The following is a 23856-nucleotide window of genomic DNA, read 5'->3' as shown; positions in this document are numbered from 1 at the left end:
ATTCCCGCGCGGTGCGGACGGGCCGGTTGGTGGTGCGGGTTAGGGTGTACGGCGATATCCGTGACCCTGCTGACCGAGAGAAGCTCCACCGTGCGCGAAGTCCTCCTGCTGTGCTGGCGTGACACCGGGCACCCGCAGGGCGGCGGCAGCGAACGGTACCTGGAACAGGTCGGTGCGCAGCTCGCCGCGCGGGGTGTCAAGGTCACCCTGCGCACCGCGCGCTATCCGGGCGCGGCGAAGCGGGAGTGTATCGACGGCATCGATATCAGCCGGGCGGGCGGGCGCTTCTCTGTCTATCCGCGGGCGCTGGCCGCGATCGCACTCGGACGGCTCGGCCTCGGTCCGTTGCGGGGTGTGCGGCCCGATGCGGTGATCGATACGCAGAACGGGATCCCGTTCTTCGCGGGTGCGGCGACGAAGGCGCCGTCGGTGGTGCTGGTACACCACGGGCATCGGGAACAGTGGCCGGTCGCCGGACGGTTCGTCGGGCGGATCGGTTGGTGGATCGAATCGCGACTCTCGCCCCGGGTGCATCGGCACAACCAATATCTGACCGTTTCGCTGCCATCGGCGGAGGAACTGGCCACGCTGGGCGTGGACGGTTCCCGTATCGCGGTGGTCCGCAATGGCGCTGAACCCGTTCCTGTGGACGCGCCGACCGGCTGCGCCGAGACACGCACCGAAGAGCCGCGCATCGTGGTGCTCTCGCGACTGGTGCCGCACAAGCAGATCGAAGACGCATTGGCGGTTGTCGCCCGACTACGGAGTCGGATTCACGGCCTGCGGCTCGATGTGGTCGGTGACGGCTGGTGGGCGGACAACCTGAAGGCCAACGCCCGCGCCCTCGGCATCGCCGATGCGGTCACCTTCCACGGCCACGTCGACGAGCGGCGCAAACACGAATTGCTTGCGCGCGCTTGGGTGCACGTGCTGCCGTCGCGCAAGGAGGGCTGGGGCCTGGCGGTGATCGAGGCGGCACAACACGGGGTACCGACGATCGGTTACCGCAGTTCGCGCGGCCTCACCGATTCCATTGTCGACGGGGTGACCGGGGTACTCGTCGACGATGTGAGCCAGCTCTGCGAGTCCGTCGGTGAGCTCATCGATGACACCGAAGCGCGCGCTGTCATGGGTGAGAAGGCCCGTGCCCGTGCGCGTGAATTCTCTTGGGAGCAGACCGGGAACGGTGTGTACGCGGTGCTCGAGGCTGCGGCTCGCGGTGAGCACACTTCGGGGCTCATCCCGCCTGGGCCCTGATCGGTTGAGGCCTGCTATCGGGCGACGAATTCGTCGGTGGCGTTGCGATGTCGAGGCCTGTGCATCCGCTCTGGGAGGCGGCGTGGTGCGGTCAGCTCTAGCCCGGCCGCGGTCCAGCGACTGATTTATCGGTGATCCTTACGTGCTGTTGCGCTGTCGTGACCGGGGGGTCGGCGCGTGGTGCGGGTCGGATCCGGTCCGACCGCAGTCGCATGCGCGGGGAGTATCGCGTAACGGGCTCTGTGGCTTGTGTGAGATAGCATTTGGATTTGCGTGGTGAAGCTCAGGTATGAACGCCATCAACGGTTTTCACGCGGTGGGCGCAATATGACTGCTAGTAGCAGGCCGCCGACTAAAAGGCCGGCCCAAAGGATATGGGCGACGTAGGCGATCGTACGGTACGCGGAGTGTGCACCTTTATCTGTTGTGTCGGGGACTCGATACAGCGCCAGTTGGGCGTCGGTGTAGACCGAGTCCAGCTGGGCGAGTGTTGTTTTCGACGCGCCGAGCGGTCCGGGAGTGGTGCGTTCGACGAGCACCCAGCCGACTCCGAGCTGAGCCAACCGTCGCGCCGAATCACCATGCAACAGTGCGGTTTCCACCTCCCGCGCCCTGGCGCCCTCGCCGGCAACGGTGCGCCCGCGCACCGGGAGCTCACCGGTTTGCAGCACATCGCGCGGCAGCATCCGCGGCGCCGGATCCAACACCGCCACCTTGCCGCTGTACGGAAACTTCCGAAACATCCCGCCCGGCAGCACCGCGACATCCCCAGGCCCGTCGATCCGCTCCGCAACCCGCTGCCAGCCGACCGGATAATGCACCGGTTTCAGCGCCCCACCGATGCCCCAAGCCATATCGAACAGCGGCAGCACCAGCAGTGCGATGAATACCATTGCGGTCGATGCCATCCCGGGCGAGCGGGCAGGCTTCTTCGTCGCGGCGCTATTCGCCGCGAAGCGCATGGCGACCGCTCGACACCCAGCGGCGGCGCACAGCGCATACGCGGGCATGGCAAGCGCCACATACTTTTGCGTATCCCGCAACAACCCCGCCCCCGGCACATGAGCAACAAGCCACTCCATACCGCTCATACCCCACGACGTCGCCCCCAATGCAGGCAGCACGACGGCGAAAGCCGCCAGTATCAGCAGCCTGCGACGAACTCGCAAGCTCTCCCGATCGATGCGGTCGCCAGCGCGTGCGGCCTTGTCTCCGCTGGTCGCGACAGTGATTTTCCCGACCTCGGGATGCTTCGACGGGGTTGTCGCGGTGCCGGTGTCGGACTCATCGACACGTGCGGTGCTGGTCGGGGGTGTGGACTGAGCGGCGGCATGGCCGTTGGTGCTCGTCTTGATCCCGGCGGTGGTGCGGATACCAATGACTACGATGATCAGGAGTAGGGCGGTGGCGATCAGGGCGAGTGGGGTGGTGCGGGAGGCGGGAACCGAGTCGGCGTTCCAGATTCCGCCCAGTCCGGCCAGGGAGCCGAGTGTGCCGAGGGCGGGTTCGGCGCGGGCTGCGAAGGCGGCGATTCCGGCGGGGTCCGAGGATGCGGTCCCGGCACCCGACAAAGCCGCCGCCGCCAACCAGGGAGCGGACACCGCCGATAGTAGAACCAGCGTCCCGAGCACACTTCGACGCCCGACCAGCACCATCGCGGTGCCGCCCGCCAGCAGAGCGCCGGTCGGCGTCAGCCCCGCCGCCGCAAAACACCCGGCCAGGGCACCCCAGGCACCGACCGCGCCCCCGCGTGCCCCCGCGTCGGAGCCGCTCACCCATCGCCCCCGGATGCGAATGCGATAGGCGGCCAGTGCGGTCCACGGCAGTGCCGCGTATCCGGTCAGCAGGCTCCAATGCCCTTGGAGCACGCGTTCGGCCACGTATGGGTTCCAGAGCGCGACGGTCACGGCGACCAATTGCGGCCCGGTCGATACCCGAAGCAGTTCCCTGGCCAGCACCGCCGCTCCATACCCGGCAGCCCACAGCGCCACGAGCAGGATCGTTTTGACGATCAGCCCACCGTCGACGATCGGCGACAGGGTGGCCAGCATCGCATCCTGTGGAACCGCTCGCGGAGCGGCGTCGCCGAGCCCGAGCGCGGAGTCCGTCATATACGACCGGGGTGTGCTCACCGCATCTCGCAAAAGCAGGTAGCCCGGACCCAACAGTGGCCCAGCGATCAGCACCGCCAGCGATCCGCTGTAACCGGCGGGGACGAAGCTTGCCCACCGGTTGCGTCGAGTCAGGCCGCTGCCACTCACGCCTGTGCACCTTACGTACCGACGAGCAAACCACCACCTTCCGGTACCGAGCGCCTGTTATCGGCCATCGCCCACTAGGCGACCTCCATGCCGCTCTCGCAGAGCCGCACGACGTTCGACCGCCCGCACTGCGGGAAAGTCGGCGGCGAAGCCGCGCAACAGCTGCAGCGTCGCGTCGACGGATTGCCCCGCAGTCGCCGTGTCGATCGCGCCGTACAAGCGCTCCTCTACCCGCGCCACCTCCGCGGCGAGGTGGCGTCCGGCGGGTGTGAGGCCCAAGGTGATCTGGCGTCGGTCGGTGGAGCCGGTCTGCTTATCGATCAGCTCCATAGCGACGAGTCGGTCGACGAGTCGGCTCGGGCTGCCACCGGTCTCACAAACCAGCAGGTCGCCGAGCCCGGCCAAAGTCAGCGGCTGATGGTCGGCAAGTACGCGCAGGACCTCGGCCTGGGATGGGGTCAGTCCTAGTGGTCGTAACTCGGACGACAGTTTTCGGTTTCCCTCCCGCTGAATGGCGAGGATGAGATAGCGCAGTTCTTCAGCCGGCCGCACGGGTTCGCACCTGTCGAGCGCCATCGAATGAGCGGGTGGACGTCATGGGCTACCACTTTAGATGTCGTGTAACGGGCTGACGCGGGCTCATTGGCTGCTGAGCTCCTCGTCACGGAGGAACCCGGCGATGGTGTTCGCGTAGGTGTGCGGGTGGGAGAAGCGGAACATGTGGCCGGTGCGTTCCAGGACGACTTCCCTGGCGTCGGGGATGCCCTCACGTAGCACCGTCGCCGCCGCTTCGCCGATCAAGACGTCATGCGAGGGCGTAAGGATGAGCGTGGGCACCGCCACCTGCCCGAGTTTGCCGGTGTAGTCGGCGTTCAGCGCCGCGATCGCCCGGGCGCCGAAGGATTGGGCGGGGGTGTTGTCCAGGAACAGCTTCCGGCTGTCGGCCTTGCTCCACGGAATCTGTCCCTCGTGATCATGCGAAGAGGCCAGATTGTGGGCGTGAGCGCGCAGAGCTACCTGACGGTAGAGCGTTCCGCGCATCCGCCCCATGGCGCGCATCGCGGTTTTGAGGACTGGTGAAGAGATCGGATTGGCGGCGAATCCGCCCGACAGCACCAGTCCTTTCAGCCCGCGCGGTCGGCGGATGGCCAGCGCCAACGCGATATTCGCGCCGAAGGAATCGCCGATCAGCACGAACTCCTTCAGATCCGCGACCACTTGGGCGACGGCATCGGCGTAGGCCTCCATATCGGCGACGGCCTCGGGGAGACGCATCGTGCGCATGGGATGGGCAGCCAGTGGGGTGAGTTGCTCGATATTCCATGGGGCGCCGGAGAAGCAGGGAACAAGGACAAGAGTCGGTTCGGTCATATATTTAGATTACACGACATGCATGTCGTGTAATCTAAATGGTGACACAGGTCACGATGGTGGGCACTGCCGTGGCATGGGGTGCTGGGGTGGGACGATTGCCGCGTGCCTGTCCTCCGTCGTCTCCCCGCCGTGGCGGATCTGACATTGGTCACGGCCGGGGCGATGACGGCCAATGTGGCGGGATATCTGCTGCAGATGCTGGCCAGCCGTTGGCTGGGAGTCACCGGATACAGCGAATTCGCGAGCCTGCTCGCGGTGCAGCTGTTGTGCGCGGTACCCGCACTGGCGTTGCAGAATGTGGTGGCCAGGGAACGGGTGCGCGGTGCGGATGTCGCGGCGCTGCGCGGGTTGCAGTGGCGGTGTGCGGTGATCGTCGCGATAGTCGCCGCGGTGCTGGTACCGGTGGTGACGGCAGTGCTGAGCGTGGGCGTACTCGCCAGCGCGGCCGCCCTCGGCGCGGCCCCCGCGCTGGTCCTGCTATCCGGTGAACAGGGAATCCTGCAGGGCAGTAGACGCTTCCGAGCGTTGGCCGTAGTCCTTGGCGCGGCCGGAGTGGCACGCGTGGTCCCGGCGTTGGTGGTGCTCGCGGCGGGTGGTGGGACAGCTCCCGCCTTGTGGGCAGCCGCCGTAGGAATCGTGGTCGCCGCCGCATTCGCCCGCTTCACCGCAGGCTCACCCGCATCACGCGTTCGCGCCCCCGCGACGCAACGGTCGCCGGACGTTACCCCCGAAGGCCCGCCAGGTGGCGCGGCCGCCGCGGGAGCGATGCCCGGATTCACAGTCGAAGGGCCTACGCCTGCAACTGCGGCCGGAGCAGGAACTCGAGATGACGGTAGGCCCGGCGGCGATCGGCCGCCAGCTCAGGAACGCGATGTTTTCGAGGACGAGGCCGCGCGATCTCGGTGCGAAAACGCGGCTGAGCAACCGTGGCTCGGTGGTGCGGCCGATGGGAGCGCGGCAGGACGGCGAACTCGCGGGACATCGGGCCGGGCCGCACAGAGTGTGCGTTCGGTCGGAGTGTTACCGGTGTTGCGGGCGGCGCAGGTGCAGGCGGCGTTGATGGCATTGTCGTCGGCGGATTTGATCGTTGCGCGAATAGTTTTGGACGAGGCGGATGCCAGCCGGTACGCGCTGGGGGCGATCGCGGCGAAGATCGCGTTTTGGCTGCCGCAGGCCGTGGGAGTCGTGCTGTATCCGCGAATGGCACAGCCGACGCATTCGGCGCGCGCGATCCGGGATGCACTGGCTGTGCTGTCGGGCATCGGAATCATCGCGGTAGTGGGCGCTGCCCTGGCGGCACCGGTCGCGCCCTTGTTCGCGGGACAGGATTACGCGCCGATCGAAGGCTTGCTGTGGTTGTTCGCCCTCCAAGGAGCCCTACTCGCGGTGCTGCAGGGTGCACTGCTTTCGGCGATCGCGGTGGACCGCACCGCCCTTGCCGCGGCGACCTGGCTCGGCCTAGCGATCGAGGTGGTCCTCATGACCTGCTTCGCTCGCTCGGTACCGACGATGATCACCACCGCGGTCGGTGTCGCGTCCGCTACCACCATGTTCGTGGCGGTGATCGTATTGCGCACCGCCGACCGCTCCGGGACCGCCGAGCCGAGCGTATCCGGCTGAGCACGGCACAACCGACTCCGGCGAGCCGACAGAACTCCCGTCGCTGCGCCGCCCGCTCACCTAGCATCACCAGCATGATCACCGCTGTGCACACGCTGGTTTATGCGCAGGATCCAGACGCTGCCCGCGCCTTCTTCCGTGACGTTCTCCGCTGGCCGAATGTCGACGCCCACGAGGGCTGGCTCATATTCGGGACGGGGCCGAGTGAGCTCGGCGTGCATCCTGCGGATGGGCCACCGCGTCATGAGATTTCGTTGATGTGCGATGACATCGAGCAGACGATGGCGGAATTGGGCGGGCGCGGGGCGCGATTCGTGGGTGAGATCGCCGAGCGGAGTTTCGGGCGCTGCGTAGATATGGAGGTTCCCGGCGCGGGAGTAATGCTGCTGTATCAGCCGTCGCACCCCGTCGCGTACCCGCTCGGTTCGGCCACGCCTTAACTTAGGCTGAAACGAACTCGGCTCCCCGGCATAACGCCGGGGAGCCGAGTCGTCGGACTAACTATCAGAGATTCTTCTGGATCCTGATCTGCTCGGTCGGAGCATCATCTCCACGACGACCCGGCCCACGCCGACCCGCACCGACCGGAGCGGACTCGCCACGGATGCCCAGGAACACACCGGCGACCACGGCGGCGACACCGAGCACACCCAAGACGATCGGCATGATCCGGCCGTACAGCGACAGCTTGTCGATGTTCTCCTTGGCTACCGAGATCTGCGATTCGATGGTGTTCTCGTCGAAGACGAGGTGCGACTTCAGCGCGGTGACGTCCGGGTGGTCGCCGCTGCGCGCGTAGTACAGGTTGAGTTGCTCCCCGCCCTTGACCACGGTGCCGGTCCTCGGCTCGACCCACAGGTCGCGGGTGTTGGTGTAGAAGCGGGTCATGGTGACCGGGTCGTCACCCTCGAGGCCCCACTTCGAAGCGGGCAGGCTCAGCTTGTTGGACGGCGACTGGATCACGTCCCACAAGTTGGTCACCGGCACCGACATCTGGAAGTGGTAGACCTTCATGTCGTTGATCTCGGACTCTTCGACGAACGTGGCGTCGTAAGTCTTACGCGCGTTGGTATCGAAGTAGGGGTAGGTCTTCTTCTCGGTGCCGATCGGGAAGCGGTACTGCAGACCGGTGTGCTGGACCGGGTCGGCGATGCTCTGCATGTCCTTGTTCACCGTGACGGCGATGGAGCCGTTGGGGTCCTTGGCCACCGGCTCGCCGGACTTGCGGTCGATGGTGACCCGGTCGACGGTCGCGGTGAGCAGGCCGGTGTCGCCCTGCTTATCGATACGACGCAGGGTTTGACCGGCCTGTACGGTCATCTCGGTGGCGTCGGAGGGCTCCTCGACGGTGAGGAACCGCTGCGAGATCAGCGGCACGTTGGTGTCGATCTTGGCCGCGCCTTCCGGTGCGGTGAGCGACTTGGAGTCCAGGACCAGGCTGTCCTCGCCCGGCTGGTTCGTCGCGATCGTAGTGATCTCGAGATCGAGGGGAGTTTTCGCCAGTTTGCTGACAGTGTAGGTCGGGATCATCACCGCGGCGACGATCAACAACGCGCCCAGACCCACGAGCAGGCAGGCCACCGTCCTTCTGGTTCCGGCACTCAGTGCCATGCAAACTCTCCTCGTCGTAGAACACAGGTCTGTACGGCGAGCACTGCGGGCGCACCGCGGCACTCGTGAGCCCCGACACTAACAGCCCGATGTCGTACCATGCGGTGCCGAGGCCGGATTCGACTCAGAAATCGCCCGAGTCTAGCGCGAAATCTGAAACGTTGAGTTACCAGCTGGTAGGAGATATCCGTAGCGAGTGCTTGCAGGTCGCTCGAGAGGGCCTGCAGACTGGAGTTCGATGACCGCCACCCTACCCGCACAGGCCACCGTCGTACCCACGCGCGCACGCGGTTTCGTGCCCGCCTTGGAAGGTATGCGCGGCATGGCCGCACTCGGTGTGCTGCTGACCCACGTCGCATTCCAGACCGGCGCCGCGAGTACGCCTGTGCTCGGGCGGATGTGGGAGCGGTTCGATATGGCGGTCGCGGTGTTCTTCGCGCTGTCGGGCTTCCTGCTGTGGCGTCCGCACGCCCAGTTGGCGCGCGGACTCGGGGCCGCGCCGTCGGTCGGCTATTACCTGCGGCATCGGGCGGCGCGCATTCTGCCCGCGTATTGGGCCGTGGTGGCGGCGGTGCTGATCCTGGTACCGAGTGCGGCCGATACCGCTGGCCTGCGGGTATGGGTATCGAATCTGGCGTTGACACAGGTCTTCGTGCCGCTCACGCTCACCGACGGACTCACCCAGATGTGGAGTCTGTCCGTCGAGGTGGCCTTCTACGTTGTGCTGCCTCTGCTGGCATTCGCGGCGGTGCGGCTGCGTGGCGATGCCGCCCGCTGGCGCATCCCGGCGATCCTCGCCCTCGCGGTGGTGAGTCTGGCCTGGAACTTCATTCCGGTGCCGACTCCCGACGCCATTCATGCCGACAATTGGCTGCCCGGCTATCTGCCATGGTTCGCGGGCGGCATGTTGCTCGCCGAGCTCGTCGAAAATAGCGATCAGCTATCACCACGGCTTCGAATGCTCGCCAATCAGCCGGTGATGTGGGGTATCGCGCTGGTCGCCTTCCTGATCTCTGCCACCGATCTGGGCGGCCCCGCCGGACTTACGCGGGCCGAGCCATGGCAGTACGCGGCCAAGATGGGTTTCGGCGCGATCATCGGTTTCGCGTTGCTCGCCCCGCTGGTGCTGCGCCCGCCCGGCGCTCGTCCGCATCGCTGGTTGGAATCCGGGCTCGCCGCGATGATCGGCCGCTGGTCCTACGGCATCTTCCTCTGGCATCTCGCGGTGCTTTCGGTGGTATTCCCGATTTTCGGAATCCTGCCGTTCGGCGGCAATTTCGGGAAGGTGCTCATCCTGACGATCGCGATCACCCTGCCGATCGCCGCGGCCAGCTATGCCCTCATCGAGGAACCGGCGCGCCGGTTCGCGCGTGACCGAGATCGTGCCAAAACCGCCCGGCGGGCCGAAGTGAACTGAGCGTCAGCTCTCGTGCTGGCGTCGCGGGGGTAGCGCGGCAACGCCAACGGCGATCACGGCGATCAGAGCGGGCAGTTGGACCCACAGCGAGCCGCCCATATATCCGTTCGCGGCGCGCCATGGTCCGGTGGACAGGGCGGCCGCGGCCGCCACGGTACCGAGGCCGGCAATGGCCGCGAGGACTTTCGATGTCACCCGGGCGGCGAATCGGTTCGCCGCGAGAGCGGCCACCGTGAGGGCGGTGCCGACCGGTCCGGCGATAACCGTTGCGACAGCGGCGATTCCGAATGCGCCGAGGATGCGGATGCCCCAGGTTGTCGAGGGTGAGTCTGCCGCGCCAACCGGCGCGATGGCGTCGAAACCACCGCTTCGCGTGAGCATTAGTGGAATTCGGCGGGCACGGGCTGGGCGGGGGATGGCGAGTAGGGCCAAGGGAATGAGGAGAAGGAGCCCGCCGAAGATGCTGAGGCGGTACCAGCGGTCGATGGGGAATGAGACGGTGATGGGATTCGATCCGGCCGAGTAGTTGTCCGGCAGCAGCCAGCCTTGCTGCCAGCCGTTGACCACGACCGGCTCGAGTTCTTTGCCGTCGCCGGTGCGTGCCTGCCAGCCGACATTGGTGCTGAGCGGCAGGACTAGCAGCTGTCCCGATGTCGTCGTGGGCGCAGCCGCGGGGGCGAAATCAGCACGGTTCAAGCGAAGTCGGTCGACGAAGAACAGATCTGTCGGTGCGACTGTCACGTCCGCGCGCCCTGCTGCCACCGCGATCGTGTCGGTGGATTCGAGGCGGGCGCCAGGTGCATCCGGTGTGCCAGCCGCACTTGCGCCATTTGCGATGGCGCCGATCGAGCCCGCGGGCTCGGCTGTACCGAGGCCGGAATTCCCGGTGTCGGTCAGCTCGGGAGGAAGTTCCGAATCCGCGCACACGCGTGCGGGAACCGGTGCACCAGAGCGCAATTCATCGGCGGTCGCGGTGACTGACGTATGCACGAAACGTCCACCCAGCGCAATCGTCGGCCCCTGCGCACACGGGACGGTGATCGGTCGATCTCCTGGGGCGGGCGCGGGGTAATCGGGGCCGAGCACCGAAACTTCAGCGATACCGGGCGGCTGTGCCTGGGCGAAACCGAGGGCGGTGCGGTCGAGTACCGGCTTCCAGGTCTGGATGCTCAGTTCGATGCGGTCGGTCACGGTGGGTTGCAATGAGATTCGGGTCGATTCGTCGGGTTCGACTTCGCGGACCTGTGGGCCGTTGCCGAGGTTCACCGCCACCGAAGTGGGTGCGGCGGGCAGCCCGCCGAGCGACGGCCTCACGTCCAGACCCGTCACCAGCGCGGGCTCGGGCAATTCCAGCGTTAACGTCGGTTTGCCGCCCGCTAGATTTCGCACCGAATCCTCCGGCGCGGTCCAACTCGTCCGCGGATCCCCATCGGTTGCCGCGAAGGCGGATCCGCGCAGGTCACCGACATCGGCCTTACCCCGGGCAACGGGATGCGTGTGGTCGGTGAGCAGCGCCTCGAGCGCCGGACCCTGCCGAGTCCGCACCGTCAAACGCGGCGTCACACTCATCGCTTCCGGCACCGACAGCGTGCGTTCGAATGTGCCGGGTTCCTCGGGTGCCAGCGCGAGTCCCTTACTGCACCGCACCCGATCGGGTGCATCGAAACACGCACTGCGACCGGGAAATTCCTGCCCGAGATCCCAGGCCCGCAGCTGCGCGCCCGCCGGGGTGGGCGGCAGTACGGTCCGATGCCGGATATCGACCCGCACCGGCGCACTGCGGTCTGTGTAGTCGTCCAAAGTCAGCTCGCTGATCCCGAATTGCCCACCACGCGTGCCATCCTCGGTGCGAATGGCGGTGATGGTGAGCCAGTTCGTCTTGCCCGCTGGCAGCGAAATCGATACCGGCAAACCAGGTTCTGGGATTCGCGCGGACACGCTCCCGTTCGCGGTCCGCACCTCGACCCATTTCACCGGATCGCCGATCGCGGCCGCGCTGGTGGTCAACTGCAGTAGCCCGGAACTGATCGGATGGTCTAGATCGAGCCGAAGCCATTGTCCCAGTGAGTGTTCGGCGCCATTGCTGATCCACGCGGTCGATGCATCGCCATCGACAACCGCCGCGGTCGAACTGCCGGGCGCGGATCCACCCAACTGTGTGGCATCGGCGGACGAACTCGATGCGGTAACCGTCGCCCCCGACCATTCACCGCGCACCAATTCCGCCCCGGGAACCGGATAGTCGGGCACCAGGTTGTGCGTGCGGCGCGCATCGTCGGGCGCACGCAGTGCCGAATTGTGATTGTCCACCCGACCGAAGTCGGCCTCGCGGTCCATCGGCGTATCCGTCACGGTCAACGGCCCGATCGGGAGTCCGGCCGCCGCCGCATCGGATGCGAGAAGTGACGGCGCGGTGATGGAATCACGGCGCATCCGTTCGAGCACTTCGGGGCCGCCCTGAACCGTTCCGACGGAGGTCATGGGCACCGTATAAGCACCGGGAAATGCTGTCGGCGCTCCTGTGCCGCTGTGAATTTCGATCGGAGTGCCCACGCGACTCGCCTCGACGCGGTATATCTCGACCGCCGGATACACGGGCCGCAGATCACCATCGGCGACCAGACCATCGGGTCTGACAGTCTCGATCGGGTTGCCGAATTCGGCCACCTTGTGCAGTCCCGGCGACCCTTCGATCGCCTGATGTGCCAACATCGGGCGGGTCGAACGCGACGTCTCCGGGTCGAGATCGTTGCGCAACACCAGAATTCCGATGCCCTGTTCCGCCAGCGTCGCGGCCAAGCCGGTCGACGGTCTACCGTCGGCGATCAACCGCTGCACCGAATCCATGGCCCGGATGGTCCCCGGCGGATTCAGCGGCACCGCATCCCGGATCGCCCACGGCGTACTCGCGAGCGCCTGCAGCGGTTCGTCGCGGGTGAGCCCCCACACCTGACTACCGAAGGGCGCGCCGGGCACAACCAGCGCTCGGGTGTCAGCGGCATTGTGGGACAGCCATTGCGCCGTCTGCTTCCAGTACCTGGGCACCTCGTCGTAGGCGCCGCGCGGTGCGAGCTTGCCGGTCCAGGCCAATGAGGTGGATAGCGCGAGCGCGGTGAGGATCAAGGCGGCGACGGCTACCGACTTATCGCGTTCGGGATGTGCGAAGGCCTTGCGCCACACCGGCATGGGGACGGACCCGGGCAGGGGCACCCTGCTCAGCAGATGAGCCATGCCGAGTACCAAAGGGATTCGGATCAGCGGTTCCAGTTTGTGCACGTTGCGTAGCGGCGCGCCCCCGGCATCCAGGAACACCCGGACCGAATCCGCGAACGGCCCGCTCAATTCGCCGACGAATCCGGCACAGATCCCGACCAGTCCGACCAGCAGGATCAGTGCGAGCCGCCCGCGATAGGGCATGGATCGCATTGCCAATCCGGCCATACCCGCCGCCGCGAGCAGTCCAGTGGCCAGCACCGCGGCGGGCTGGGTCACCAGCACCGCGCCCGCGATCCGCTCGGGCGAGACGAACGGCGTCCAACTGTCGGTGCCGCGCAGCACTTCACCGAGGGAGGCCCACTGCGTGGTCACCCCCGAGGATTCGATGTAGTCCAGGAACGGCGGACTCACCTTGCCGAGCAACAGCAACGGCACCGCCCACCAGAAGGTGGCCAGCACCAGCAGCGGAATCCAGGCCAGGGTGAACCGCCACCACCGCCGGTTCGGCCGATACGACGCCCACCACAGCGCGGCGGGCAGAAATGCGGCGACCGTCGCCACCGCATTCACCGCACCCATCAAAGCCAATGCCAGCGCACTACCCGCGGGCGAGGCCGCTCCACCGCGCTGCTTTCGGTAGGCGGTGCCCAGTGCGGCGGGCGCGATCAGCACCCACGGTGCGAGCACCATCGGCAGCGTTTCCGAGGAGATCGAACCGAGCGTGGTCAGCACCCGAGGTGACAGTGCGAATGCGGCCGCCGCCACGATCCGCGAGCCGCGCGAGCCGATGCCGACCGTTTCGCACAGCCGCACGATGCCCCAGAACCCGGCGAGCAGCAGCAACGCCCACCAGATTCGCTGCGTCACCCACGCGGGCAGGCCGAGCACATGTCCCGCCGAGAAGAACGCACCGTGTGGAAAGAAGTATCCGTAGGCTTGGTTCTGCACCTGCCCCATCGGGGCCTGACTGCTCCACAGATGGGCGGCGCGTTCGAGGAAGCCCAGCGGATTCTGCGCCAGATCGTATTTGGTGTCCGCGACCGTCAAGCCGGGCGCTTGGAGAAAGGTGAGCAGGAACGCCGCGAGCACGGTCCCGACGAACCAGCCGCGCCCCAGCGGGGCGCTGTCATGCTGACGCACCACGCCGGAGGAACCGAACGAATCGGCGGATGAACCGGAGGGCGGTATGGAATCTGCGGCGCTCACCGGCCCTCCGTGGTTACGCAGGCTGGCGCCTGCGGGCCTGTCGCTCGCGCCGCGGGCGATCAGCGGCTGCCGTACTCAACGTTGTTGAGTAGCGAAGAGGTGGAGTCGCTGCGTTCGATATCGGGCCGCGTGTTCTGCTGCACTGCCATCGTGATGACGAACACCGCGATCGCGCCCAACACGGCGCCGGCGACCGCACTCGCAACACCAGGGACAGCAAACTTCATCGCGGCACTCCAATACATCGATGCAGGCACATTCTGGGCCAACCTAGCAGGGCCGCGCTCGATAACCTACGTTCAGGCCACCGATAGCGGAACCGAATGGCGGGTCGGCGGTTGGTCAGCTCGGAATGGCGCAGTGCAAACTGCCGAGCAAGGTGCGCAGCTTGGCGGTGGTCTCGTCCAACTCGGCATGCGGATCCGAAGCGGCCACAATGCCCCCGCCCGCGAAGGCGCGGATCGAGCGGCCGTCGGCGGCGATTTCCGCGCTGCGAATCGCGACCACCCATTCGCCGTCGCCGTACGCATCGCACCAGCCGACCGCGCCGCCGTAGAAGCCGCGCTCCTCTTCCATGTGTGCGATCGTGTCGAGCGCGAGATCGTTCGGTGTGCCACATACCGCGGGGGTCGGGTGCAGTCGGATCGCCAGATCGAGCGCGGTCGTCGCGGGATCGCGCAGACGGCCGGTGATCGGGGTGGCCAGATGCCAGACCTCATGGGTATTGATCAGCTGCGGGCTGTCCGGAATGGTGAGTTCCGCGCAGAGCGGCGCGAGCACCTCTCGAATCCAGTCGATGACGAACGCATGTTCATCGCGATTCTTGGTGCTGGCCAATAACTCTCGCGCCTGCGCGGCATCGGCGTCCGGGTCGGCGAGGCGCGGCAGTGTCCCCGCTAGCGGATGCAACGTGACGGTCGTGCCGTGCCGTGCGACAAGTACCTCCGGCGTGGCCCCGACCAGTGTCGCATCCGGTCGACCCGCCGCCGTCAGGTCGACCGCGAAAACATTCGCATGCGGATGTCTGGTCAGTAGATGTCCCGCCACCAACTCCGGTTCCAGCGCGGCATCGGCCTCGGCCAGCACCGATCGAGCGGCCACGACCTTGTGCAACGGCTGCGCCGGATCGTTCAGCTGCTCGACCAATTTCGTCACCCGCGCGACATGCTCTGCCGGACTCGGTATTTCGGTAATGACCCGAACGGCGGGCAGGTCAGGAAGTGCCGCGGGCCGCCACGGCCCGACCGTGCGTTGCGCCTGCTCAGGAACGCACAGCGCGGCCGAATTCCGGGGATCGAACGGCAGGGCCCCGACGATCAGCTCGGCGGTCCCGTCGCGCAGTGCCGCCACCGCCCGCGCCGCCTCGTCGAAGGCGACCCGGGTCCCCGACGCGCGGATCACCCCACCGGGCTGAGCGAGCAAGAAACCGTTCATGATCCCTCGACCCTAACCCCGCAAACCGGGAGCAGGGCCACCCGAGCGACCCAAATCTCAGCGACGCGGTTCCCTACCCGGCGGCACCATCAGCACCGGACGGTGGCAATGCTTGAGTACGGCGTCGGCGACGCTGCTGTGCATCAGCGCTCGAATACCGGTGGCGCCGCGCGTACCTGCCACGATGATGTCGACGTCCAGGTCGTCGGCGGTTTCGACAATGGCGTTCCAGATCGTCGACGTGCATTCCGCCGTGCGTGCCTCGGCATTCAGACCGGCGAGTTTGGCCAGGCGGACGCCCTCGATATTGGTATTGCGGGCGTCGACATAGGCGATGTCCTCGATCTCCTCGTCGGGCACCCATTCCGGCTGCATCACACCGGAGAGTCCGGACAGCCGAGCGGCCTGACGCACCATCGGTTCCCAGGCGGTGAGCACCACCGCTCTGTTGGCGGCGAGGAACCGACCGGCGTATTCGATGGCCCGCTTGGCATTTTCGGAACCGTCATAGGCAATGAGCATGAGATCGCACGGCACGATGACCTCCAGTTGGGAGTCATATGGCTACGCCACAAGATTACTCCGGACAACCCCGTTCCGAGGTATTGCCGCGCGCGGATATTCTGCTGCGGGAAGAATTGAACAGCGAAAACCGACTGGCGACACGGACCAGGAGCGGATATGCCCGATGCGAACGAACTGGTGTTCTTCGGCAGGCACGAGATGGACCCGCGGACGCTGCTGTTCTATGAATGGCTGCAGCGGCTCGAATCGGGCTATCCGGTAGCCGAGTTCGAGTCCGAGGTGCGCGCGTTGATTGCCGCCGATCATGCCGAACCGGCCGAATGCTGGGCGGTTTTCGATCGACTCGAAAGTATCGAACGCGATCTCGACTGGGGTTTCGACGAATCCGAAACCGCGGCACCGCGGTCGGTAATGCGGCCGGTCGCGCCGATACCCGAGCTGTTCGAGCATATCCACGGCGGCTGGCTCGGACGCTGCGTCGGCTGCACGCTCGGTAAGCCGCTGGAAAATGGATTCGTCTGGACGCCCGCGCGAATCCGCGCCTATCTCGAGCGGGCCTGTGCCTATCCGCTGACCGACTATGTACCCGTATTATCGCCCCCGTCGCCGGAATATCCGATGAATCCGACTTGGCCGGTATCGGCGAAGGGCCGAATCGACGGCGCTCCGCGCGATGACGATGTCGATTACACCGTGCTGGGATTGCACCTATTGGAAACGTGCGGAACGAATTTCACACAATCTGATGTCGCGGATGCCTGGTTGGCACATCTGCCATTTTTGCAGACCTACACCGCGGAGCGGGTCGCCTACCGAAATCTGATCGCTGGTCGGAAACCACCGCAAGTGGCCAGGTATCGAAATCCGTACCGTGAGTGGATAGGTGCGATGATCCGCGCGGATATCTACGGGTACGTCAACCCGGGTAATCCGGTACGTGCGGCTGAACTCGCCGCCCGCGATGCCGGGCTTTCCCATACCGGCAACGGCGTGTATGCGGCGATGTGGGCGGCCGCATTGGTGGCCGCGGCGTTCACCGCCGGCGAAATTTCGGATGCGCTTTCGGTTGCCCAGCAATGCGTTCCGGAACGTTCGAGGTTGCACGTCGCGGTTGCCGAAGTGATCACCGACCATGACAGCGGGATGCCATGGGAGCAGGCCCTCGCAGCCATCCATCGCCGCCACGACCACTACAACTGGGTGCACGCCATTCCGAACGCCTGCCTGGTTACTGCCGGATTGCTCTGGGGTGCAGGCGATTTCACCAGCACGATCGCGCTCACCGTGCAGGGCGGATGCGATACCGACTCCAACGGTGCCACCGCGGGGTCGGTGGCCGGAATCCGCGTCGGTGACCGTGGCATCCCGACCCACTGGACCGACCCGTTCCACGACGAACTGCACAGCGCGGTCTTCGGCCACGACGGCAGCAGAATCTCCGAGCTCGCCCGCCGAACGCAGCGACTGGCTACTAGCCATACCTGAGTCGGACCGGTCGCAGCGCGGCGATTACCGTTGACTCCCATGCGGAAGACGCCTCTCGTCCTGCTCGCAATCCTGGCCGCCGTCGCGACGGCGTGCTCGAACGGTGACTCCGGCCCCGCGCCGTCGAAGGCCGCGACTCCCGCCGCGACGACCGTTTCCGCGGCTCCCGCCACCACCACCGCCAAAGGCGACTGCGGGGCCGATTACCTAGCGAAACTCACCCTGCGCGAGAAACTGGGGCAACTGCTGACCGTCGGTGTCACCGGTGCCGACGACGCCACGAATGTGGTGCGCAATTCGCAGGTCGGCGGCATTTTCGTCGGCGGCTGGACCGATAAGTCGTTGCTGGCCGATGGGTTGATCAAACAGGTCGCCTCTGCCGCCAAGGTGTCGCTGATGGTGACCATCGATGAGGAAGGCGGCCGGGTCTCCCGGGTCAAGGATCTGATCGGTCCGGCTCCCTCGGCCCGGGTAACCGCCCAGACCATGACCGCCGAGCAGTTCCACGACGCCACCGTGACCCGCGGTCGGGCGCTGAAGGATCTGGGTGTCACGGTGGACTTCGCGCCGGATGTCGATGTGAGCAGCCAGCCCGATGACTCCGTTATCGGTGACCGGTCCTTCTCCGACGATCCCGCGGTGGTCACCGAATTCGCCGACGCCTATATCCGTGCCATGAACGAGATCGGCGTCGGCACGGTGATGAAGCACTTCCCGGGCCACGGCTCCGGATCGGGCGATTCGCATACCGGTGCCGTCCGCACGCCGCCGCTGACGCAGCTGCAGAGCGTCGACCTCGTGCCGTTCCGCAATCTGGTCGACTCCGGCGCCGCCGTGATGGTCGGCCACCTCGACGTACCCGGCCTGACCACTTCCGATGTGCCCGCCAGCATCAGCCCGCAGGCCATGGCGCTGCTGCGCGATGGCACCGGTTACGGCGCGTCCCCGTTCCAGGGACCGATCTTCACCGACGACCTCGGCGGCATGGCCGCGATCACCAGCCGGATGAGTATCGAGGACGCGGTCGAGGCGGCACTGGTCGCGGGTGCCGACAATGCCCTGTGGATCACCACCGATGCGGTGCCGCGGGTGCTGGATCGTCTCGAGCAGGCGGTATCGAGTGGACGCCTGCCCGCCGACCGGGTCGACGCATCGGTGCTGCGGATGGCTCGCTTCAAGGGTGCGCTGCCGTCCTGCTGACCGCTGGCTTTTCTAGTGACCCGCGAGCCGTCGTTAGCGGCTGTCTTATGTTGTACAGCTGCCTTGTCGCCGGACACCCGTAGTATTCCTCTGCTGGACAGCTGAACAGCTGCGCCCGCGAATCCAAGGACATCGCGGTCCGAAGGATGGGAGCCGAGTGCCGATAGTTCGCCGAACTTACGAACACGCAATCCAACCCGCCGAACTTACCTTGGAGTAATATAAGAGATCGACCATGCGGTAGGAGAGTGATGGCGGGCGGAACGAAGCGACTTCCTCGGGCGGTTCGTGAGCAGCAGATGCTCGACGCCGCGGTCGAGGTGTTCTCGCGTAAGGGGTTCCACGACACCTCGATGGACGCCATCGCCGCCGAGGCGAAAATCTCCAAGCCCATGCTGTACCTCTACTACGGCTCCAAGGATGAATTGTTCCGCGCCTGCATCCAGCGCGAGGGACTGCGCTTCATCGAATCGGTAGCTCCGGCGGGCAATCCGCAACTGTCCCCGCACGAACAGGTCCGCACGGCGCTCGAGGGTTTCCTCGGATTCGTCGACCGCAACCGCAACTCCTGGCAGGTGCTCTACCGCCAGGCGATCGGCCAGCAGGCCTTCGCCTCGGAAATCGAAAACGCCCGCGAACGCGTCATCGAACTGACCGCCAAACTCCTCGAATCCAGCGCCAAGCATGCCGACCCCGGTACCAACTTCGACGTCGTCGCGGTAGCCGTCATCGGCGCGGGCGAGGCCATTGCCGACCGTGTAGCCAGCGGCCGCATCGAAGTCTCCGAGGCAGTCGACCTCCTGGACGATCTCGCATGGCGTGGCCTCGCGGGCCGCAAGAAGGCGGAGTAGCACGCTGCGCGGCCGTCGGCTCGATACCGCGCATCAAACGGTCTCCCGTGCGTGTTCACGCGCAAAGTCCTGCGCCGCAGCCAAACTCATGGCCCGCTGACGGCTCTGGCTTGCGGTGGTCGGTTCGGTGTCGTGCGTCGAGCGTTTTGTGGTGGGGCGGGTGTTTGCGCGGTGATTGTTGTGCCGCAGGCAAGCTGGCGGTCTGCTGATGGGTCCGGCTTGTGGTGGTCAGCTTTGCGTCGCGCGTCGAGTGTTCTGTTGCGCGCGTGTTCGCGAGGTAATTCGTGCGTCGCGGGCGAATGCGTATGCGGCGGGCGGTCCCGTGGCGGCGAGCTAGTGTGCGGCGGGGTAGGTCTGGCTTGCGGGCGGGTTGACGGGGTGTCAGAGTGCGGGAGATCAAGAGAGTGGACCGGCACATTGGTCGGGGAACGGGGTGGAATTGTTCGGGATGTTGCGGCCGTGTTCGCATGGGGCCGAGAAGTACGGGATCGATGCGAGCACGTGGCGTACACATATGTGTGGGCTGTGTTTGGGGCTGCGGGACGGGCACGGGCAATTGGCGCGGGCGGCGACCAATACCGATGCGATCGTCTTGAGCGTGTTGACCGAGGCGCAGATGTCGGGCTCGGTGGGGCGGACCACGGCGGGGCCCTGCGCGCTGCGGGGGATGCGTCGCGCGGAGGTGGCCAGTGCGGATTCGCCGGGGGTGCTGCTGGCCGCCACCGCGTCACTATTGCTGGGATCGGCCAAGATTCGCGATCACGTCGACGATGGTGACAGTTCCGTACTCACCCGGCGTCCGATGACGAAGGTATCGAGCCGCTGGGCCGACCGCGCACGATCGCAGGCCGCCCTGATCGGTTTCGATGTGGAACCGCTTGTCGCCGCGATAAGTTCGCAGGCCCGGTTGGAAGCCCTCGCATCGGCGAGCGCGAGGCCCTCAGCTGCCGCCGAATCGACCGCCCGATCGCATGAGCCAAGTGCTGTCGATGCTTCCCCCGCTGGACCGAGCGATTTCGGGAGTGCCGAATCGACCGCCACCCCATCGCCCGCCTTCGGCGGTGTCGACTCGAGCCGCGCCGGATCGGCCGAATCGACGGGGCGCGCATTGCTCGGCAGTACGCGCAAAACATCGAAAAATGCGTCTCGCATAGTCTCTCTCGATGACCTGACCGCACCGACTCAGATCTGTGCGGCGGAATTCTTCGCACACACCGCTGTTCTGGCCGACCGGCCGGAAAACATTGCCGCTTTGCGTGAGGCGGGCAGGCATTTCGGACGGATCGCACATCTCGCCGATGCCGTCGAGGACTTCGACGCCGACCGAACCCGCGGCCGCTTCAACCCGCTCGCGGCCACCGGAACCACCATGCCCCAGGCCTACGACATACTGCGGCAATCGGATTCGCACCTGCGCAAGGCGGTCGCGCAGGTGGAGCTCGACCAGGTCCCCACCATCCGCTGGATGCTGCTCGACCCGCTGCACGCCCTGGTGCGCAGAGTCGGCCGCGGCGTCGGCGCGACCGCCCACGCCTGCAGTACATCTCGGCACACCGCGTCAATGCAGTACCCGATGCCGCCGGGAACGGGATTCGAGAAGCCGCCGCGTCGCCCCGGCATCGGCGAGGCCCTGGCATTGGTCCTCGGTGTCTACTGCACCGGCTACGCCTGCTGCGCCGACCACACCAACCCGTGCAGCGGCAAGCGCAAGGACGCCTGGATCAAGAACTGCGACTGCGGCGACTGCTGTGACTGCGGTGATTGCTGTAACTGCTGCGATTGTGACGGTTGCTGCTGCGATGGTTGCGGCTGCGACTGCTGAGCCCGCCCGTGTGGTCGCGGCGCCTACGAATTGACCCGGCGATTCCGTCCGTGGGAGGCGGACTCGTGCGCCGCAGTCCGGAAACAGCGAAGCCGCACCCCGGTCGAGGGTGCGGCTTCGACGGAAATCAACGCAGGGTGGCCGTCAGATGCGGATACCCCTTCTTCGGGTGCAATAGCGCCAGATCCCAACCACCGTCGACCTGGTCGGCGTATACATTCACGGTGGACGGCAGCAGAATCGGCTTACCGAATTTGACCGCGTAGCTGGTCTTTTCGGGAATCCGTCCCTCGACATTGGAGAGGACATTCGCGGCCGACCACATGCCGTGCGCGATCGCCTTCGGGAAGCCGAATGCCTTGGCACCCAATGCCGAGGTGTGGATCGGATTGTGGTCACCGGAGGCGGCCGCATAGCGGGTGATCGTCTTCTGATCCACCCGAACGGTGCGCATCGGCGGCGGCGGAACCTCTTCCGGCTTCGGCTCACCCTTCGGTTCACCCGACAGTGAGGTGCGCTGCTGGTGCAGGAATGTGGTGACCTGACGCCACACCAGCTCCCGGCCGACGTTCACCTCGGTGATCGCATCCACCAGCAGCCCCTTCGGGTGCTCGCGCAGATTCTCGATATGCGTGGTGAAGTCCAGCGGTTCGCTCACCGAGATTTCGCGACTGCGCTCGATCAGATTCTGCGCGTGCACCGCACCCACCGCGACGAACGGAAAGTCACGTGCCACAACGAGTTGCATCGCCAGCGGGAAGCTGAGGATGAACGGGTAGGTCAGCGGCAGTGAGTCGCCGAACCGCAGTCCGGTCGCCCGGCAGTACGCGGCCAGATGATCCGGATCCACGCGCAGGCCCGCCAGCCGTACCACGCGGTCGGGCAGTGTCGATTTGCGCGCCGAGACCAGCGGCACCGGTACCGCACCGAGCGCGGCCTTGACGAAAAGGCTGCTGTTCTTGGGAGGTTCGGTGAGCGTGATGGTTTCGGTCATCATGCTCCGATCAGGCTCTGCCCGCAGACCCGAACCACATTGCCGGTCACCGCATTCGACGCCGGGCTGGCGAAGTAGGCGATGGTCTCGGCGACGTCGATGGTCTGGCCGCCCTGCAGCAGCGAGCTCATCAGTCGACCTGCCTCGCGGGTGGCCAGCGGAATGGCCGCGGTCATGGCGGTTTCGATGAAACCGGGCGCGACGGCGTTGATGGTGATGCCCTTCTCGGCCAGCTTGGGCGCCTCGGCATCGACCATCCCGATGACACCGGCCTTGGATGCGCCGTAGTTGGTCTGGCCGCGGTTACCCGCGATGCCCGCGATGGAGGACACGTCGATCACCCGGCCGCCCTCCTTCAGCGCACCACGCGCCACCAGGCCCTCGGTAATGCGGTGCGGTGCGGCCAGATTCACATTGATGACCGAATTCCAACGGCCCTCGTCCATATTCGCGAGCAGCTTGTCGCGGGTGATACCGGCATTGTGCACGACGATATCGATGCCGCCGAAGCGCTCGGTGGCGAATTCGGCCAGCTTCTCGGCGGCGTCGGGTGCGGTCACATCGAGCGCGAGCGCGGTGCCGCCGACCTTGTTGGCGGTGGCCGAAAGGGCCTCACCGGCCGCGGGGATATCGGCGATGATCACGGTCGCGCCGTCGCGGGCGAAAACCTCGGCGATGGTCGCGCCGATACCGCGCGCGGCGCCGGTGACCACGGCGACCTTGCCGTCGAGCGGCTTATCCCAGGCGGCCGGGGCCACCGCGTCGGCGGCACCGACCCGGATGACCTGCCCGTCGACGAATGCCGACTTGGCCGAGAGCAGGAAGCGCAGTGTGGATTCCAGACCGGATGCGGTGGCGGAGGCCTGCGGGTGCAGGTAGACCAGCTGGGCGGTGGCGCCGCGCAACAGCTCCTTGGCGACGCTGCGGGTGAAGCCCTCGAGCGCGCGCTGGGCGATCTGCTCGTCCACGCCCGAAGCCAGCTCGGGAGTGGTGCCGATGACAACGATGCGGCCGGATGCCGCGACGCTGCGCATGGCGGGCTGGAAGAATTCGAACAGCTGCGACAGATCCTCGACCGTGCCGATACCGGTCGCGTCGAATACCAGCGCGCCGTACTTCTGGCCCGAGGCGGGCGCGTCGGCGAAGGTGTAGTCCGAAAGCAGGGTGCGCACCGGTTCGACGACGCGGCCCTTTCCGCCGAGTAGTACTGGACCGGGCAGCGGCGGCTCACCGGCCTGGTAACGGCGCAGGTGTTCCGGCTGCGGCAGGCCCAGCTTGCTCGCCAGGAACTGGCCGGGAGCGGAGTGTACGAACGAACCGTAGAGGTTGGGAGCACCCTTGCTCTTGCTTGCTGCCACTGTTTCTCCCTTTTCTGTGTCTCGTATGTCGTGGTTCGGCCCGCTGCGTTGCCGAATGGTCTGCTCGCGTACTAGATGCCCCGGCGCGAATTACGCACACTTGCGGGTACGGTGTCGACAATAAACTTACTCCAGAGTAAGTTTAAAGTAAACCAACCGCGACGGGGCGCCGATCTGCGCGGACACGTCCGTGTCGAACGGCCCACCGGGCACCCGACGAGACCT

The 23856-nt window shown here is 66.2% G+C and carries 18 protein-coding genes; 8 read left to right on the top strand and 10 right to left on the bottom strand.

Annotated features, from left to right (window positions below; translation table 11 throughout):
• Nucleotides 1-90 precede the first annotated feature (90 nt).
• Complete coding sequence (locus ACQP2U_RS40845; protein ID WP_433712492.1) at nucleotides 91-1257, top strand: glycosyltransferase family 4 protein; 1167 nt, start codon at nucleotides 91-93, stop codon at nucleotides 1255-1257.
• A 299-nt stretch (nucleotides 1258-1556) separates the two neighbouring features.
• Here ACQP2U_RS40845 and ACQP2U_RS40840 read toward each other — a convergent pair whose 3' ends face one another.
• The 3 genes from ACQP2U_RS40840 to ACQP2U_RS40830 form a co-directional block, all read right to left on the bottom strand.
• Nucleotides 1557-3503 (bottom strand): hypothetical protein, encoded by a 1947-nt coding sequence (locus ACQP2U_RS40840; protein ID WP_433716761.1) that lies wholly within the window; start codon nucleotides 3501-3503, stop codon nucleotides 1557-1559.
• Between the two features lie 72 nt (nucleotides 3504-3575).
• The gene (locus ACQP2U_RS40835; protein ID WP_433712491.1) at nucleotides 3576-4070 is read right to left on the bottom strand and encodes a MarR family winged helix-turn-helix transcriptional regulator; all 495 of its coding nucleotides are present in this window, start codon (nucleotides 4068-4070) and stop codon (nucleotides 3576-3578) included.
• An 87-nt stretch (nucleotides 4071-4157) separates the two neighbouring features.
• The gene (locus ACQP2U_RS40830; protein ID WP_433712490.1) at nucleotides 4158-4889 is read right to left on the bottom strand and encodes an alpha/beta fold hydrolase; all 732 of its coding nucleotides are present in this window, start codon (nucleotides 4887-4889) and stop codon (nucleotides 4158-4160) included.
• 105 nt (nucleotides 4890-4994) lie between these two features.
• On the opposite strand from ACQP2U_RS40830, the gene ACQP2U_RS40825 reads away from it, so the two are divergent.
• Nucleotides 4995-6512, top strand: coding sequence for a polysaccharide biosynthesis protein (locus ACQP2U_RS40825; RefSeq protein ID WP_433712489.1), 1518 nt, complete (start codon nucleotides 4995-4997; stop codon nucleotides 6510-6512).
• A gap of 74 nt (nucleotides 6513-6586) precedes the next feature.
• On the top strand, nucleotides 6587-6952 hold the full coding sequence (locus ACQP2U_RS40820; protein ID WP_433712488.1) for a VOC family protein: 366 nt from the start codon (nucleotides 6587-6589) through the stop codon (nucleotides 6950-6952).
• A gap of 64 nt (nucleotides 6953-7016) precedes the next feature.
• Here the strand turns inward: ACQP2U_RS40820 and ACQP2U_RS40815 are convergent, their stop codons facing one another.
• A complete protein-coding gene (locus ACQP2U_RS40815; protein ID WP_433712486.1) occupies nucleotides 7017-8123 on the bottom strand; it encodes a DUF3068 domain-containing protein in 1107 nt (368 codons plus the stop codon).
• Nucleotides 8124-8361: 238 nt separating this feature from the next.
• Between ACQP2U_RS40815 and ACQP2U_RS40810 the strand changes: the two genes are divergently transcribed.
• Nucleotides 8362-9540 carry an acyltransferase family protein gene (locus tag ACQP2U_RS40810; protein ID WP_433712484.1) on the top strand — a complete coding sequence of 393 codons (1179 nt, stop codon included), beginning with the start codon at nucleotides 8362-8364 and terminating at the stop codon, nucleotides 9538-9540.
• 3 nt (nucleotides 9541-9543) lie between these two features.
• Here the strand turns inward: ACQP2U_RS40810 and ACQP2U_RS40805 are convergent, their stop codons facing one another.
• From ACQP2U_RS40805 to ACQP2U_RS40790, 4 genes are all read right to left on the bottom strand, one after another.
• A complete protein-coding gene (locus ACQP2U_RS40805; RefSeq protein WP_433716760.1) occupies nucleotides 9544-13899 on the bottom strand; it encodes an alpha-(1->3)-arabinofuranosyltransferase domain-containing protein in 4356 nt (1451 codons plus the stop codon).
• Nucleotides 13900-14021: 122 nt separating this feature from the next.
• Entirely contained in the window at nucleotides 14022-14189 is a 168-nt protein-coding gene (locus ACQP2U_RS40800) for a DUF2613 domain-containing protein (RefSeq protein ID WP_364356109.1), read from the bottom strand.
• A 115-nt stretch (nucleotides 14190-14304) separates the two neighbouring features.
• Nucleotides 14305-15396 (bottom strand): isochorismate synthase, encoded by a 1092-nt coding sequence (locus tag ACQP2U_RS40795; RefSeq protein WP_433712483.1) that lies wholly within the window; start codon nucleotides 15394-15396, stop codon nucleotides 14305-14307.
• 57 nt (nucleotides 15397-15453) lie between these two features.
• Nucleotides 15454-15933 (bottom strand): universal stress protein, encoded by a 480-nt coding sequence (locus ACQP2U_RS40790; RefSeq protein ID WP_397030720.1) that lies wholly within the window; start codon nucleotides 15931-15933, stop codon nucleotides 15454-15456.
• A gap of 144 nt (nucleotides 15934-16077) precedes the next feature.
• Here ACQP2U_RS40790 and ACQP2U_RS40785 point away from each other — a divergent pair, with 144 nt between their 5' ends.
• The 4 genes from ACQP2U_RS40785 (at nucleotide 16078) to ACQP2U_RS40770 (ending at nucleotide 21279) form a co-directional block, all read left to right on the top strand.
• Complete coding sequence (locus ACQP2U_RS40785) at nucleotides 16078-17406, top strand: ADP-ribosylglycohydrolase family protein (protein ID WP_433712482.1); 1329 nt, start codon at nucleotides 16078-16080, stop codon at nucleotides 17404-17406.
• Between the two features lie 39 nt (nucleotides 17407-17445).
• Nucleotides 17446-18606: a glycoside hydrolase family 3 N-terminal domain-containing protein gene (locus ACQP2U_RS40780; protein ID WP_433712481.1), complete on the top strand. Its 1161-nt coding sequence runs from the start codon at nucleotides 17446-17448 to the stop codon at nucleotides 18604-18606.
• A 251-nt stretch (nucleotides 18607-18857) separates the two neighbouring features.
• Nucleotides 18858-19457: a TetR/AcrR family transcriptional regulator gene (locus ACQP2U_RS40775; RefSeq protein ID WP_397030714.1), complete on the top strand. Its 600-nt coding sequence runs from the start codon at nucleotides 18858-18860 to the stop codon at nucleotides 19455-19457.
• A gap of 439 nt (nucleotides 19458-19896) precedes the next feature.
• Complete coding sequence (locus ACQP2U_RS40770) at nucleotides 19897-21279, top strand: DUF5685 family protein (protein ID WP_433716759.1); 1383 nt, start codon at nucleotides 19897-19899, stop codon at nucleotides 21277-21279.
• 127 nt (nucleotides 21280-21406) lie between these two features.
• Here ACQP2U_RS40770 and ACQP2U_RS40765 read toward each other — a convergent pair whose 3' ends face one another.
• Both ACQP2U_RS40765 and ACQP2U_RS40760 read right to left on the bottom strand, forming a co-directional pair.
• The gene (locus ACQP2U_RS40765) at nucleotides 21407-22273 is read right to left on the bottom strand and encodes a MaoC/PaaZ C-terminal domain-containing protein (RefSeq protein ID WP_433716758.1); all 867 of its coding nucleotides are present in this window, start codon (nucleotides 22271-22273) and stop codon (nucleotides 21407-21409) included.
• Nucleotides 22273-23631: a 3-oxoacyl-ACP reductase gene (locus ACQP2U_RS40760; RefSeq protein ID WP_433712480.1), complete on the bottom strand. Its 1359-nt coding sequence runs from the start codon at nucleotides 23629-23631 to the stop codon at nucleotides 22273-22275. Before ACQP2U_RS40760 ends, ACQP2U_RS40765 begins: the two co-directional genes overlap by 1 nt.
• Between the last annotated feature and the right edge of the window lie 225 nt (nucleotides 23632-23856).

This window comes from Nocardia sp. CA-084685 (assembly GCF_050955785.1).
In the GTDB taxonomy this organism is placed as follows: domain Bacteria; phylum Actinomycetota; class Actinomycetes; order Mycobacteriales; family Mycobacteriaceae; genus Nocardia.
Note: the sequence above shows the minus strand (reverse complement) of the source record. Positions and strands in the feature narration are given on the sequence as shown.

Bases quoted from the DNA above. Each gene is read 5' to 3' on its own strand.
- ACQP2U_RS40830 (WP_433712490.1), bottom strand. From the start codon at position 4,889: ATGACCGAACCGACTCTTGTCCTTGTTCCCTGCTTCTCCGGCGCCCCA.
- ACQP2U_RS40820 (WP_433712488.1), top strand. From the start codon at position 6,587: ATGATCACCGCTGTGCACACGCTGGTTTATGCGCAGGATCCAGACGCT.
- ACQP2U_RS40815 (WP_433712486.1), bottom strand. From the start codon at position 8,123: ATGGCACTGAGTGCCGGAACCAGAAGGACGGTGGCCTGCCTGCTCGTG.
- ACQP2U_RS40810 (WP_433712484.1), top strand. From the start codon at position 8,362: ATGACCGCCACCCTACCCGCACAGGCCACCGTCGTACCCACGCGCGCA.
- ACQP2U_RS40800 (WP_364356109.1), bottom strand. From the start codon at position 14,189: ATGAAGTTTGCTGTCCCTGGTGTTGCGAGTGCGGTCGCCGGCGCCGTG.
- ACQP2U_RS40795 (WP_433712483.1), bottom strand. From the start codon at position 15,396: ATGAACGGTTTCTTGCTCGCTCAGCCCGGTGGGGTGATCCGCGCGTCG.
- ACQP2U_RS40785 (WP_433712482.1), top strand. From the start codon at position 16,078: ATGCCCGATGCGAACGAACTGGTGTTCTTCGGCAGGCACGAGATGGAC.
- ACQP2U_RS40780 (WP_433712481.1), top strand. From the start codon at position 17,446: ATGCGGAAGACGCCTCTCGTCCTGCTCGCAATCCTGGCCGCCGTCGCG.
- ACQP2U_RS40775 (WP_397030714.1), top strand. From the start codon at position 18,858: ATGGCGGGCGGAACGAAGCGACTTCCTCGGGCGGTTCGTGAGCAGCAG.
- ACQP2U_RS40765 (WP_433716758.1), bottom strand. From the start codon at position 22,273: ATGACCGAAACCATCACGCTCACCGAACCTCCCAAGAACAGCAGCCTT.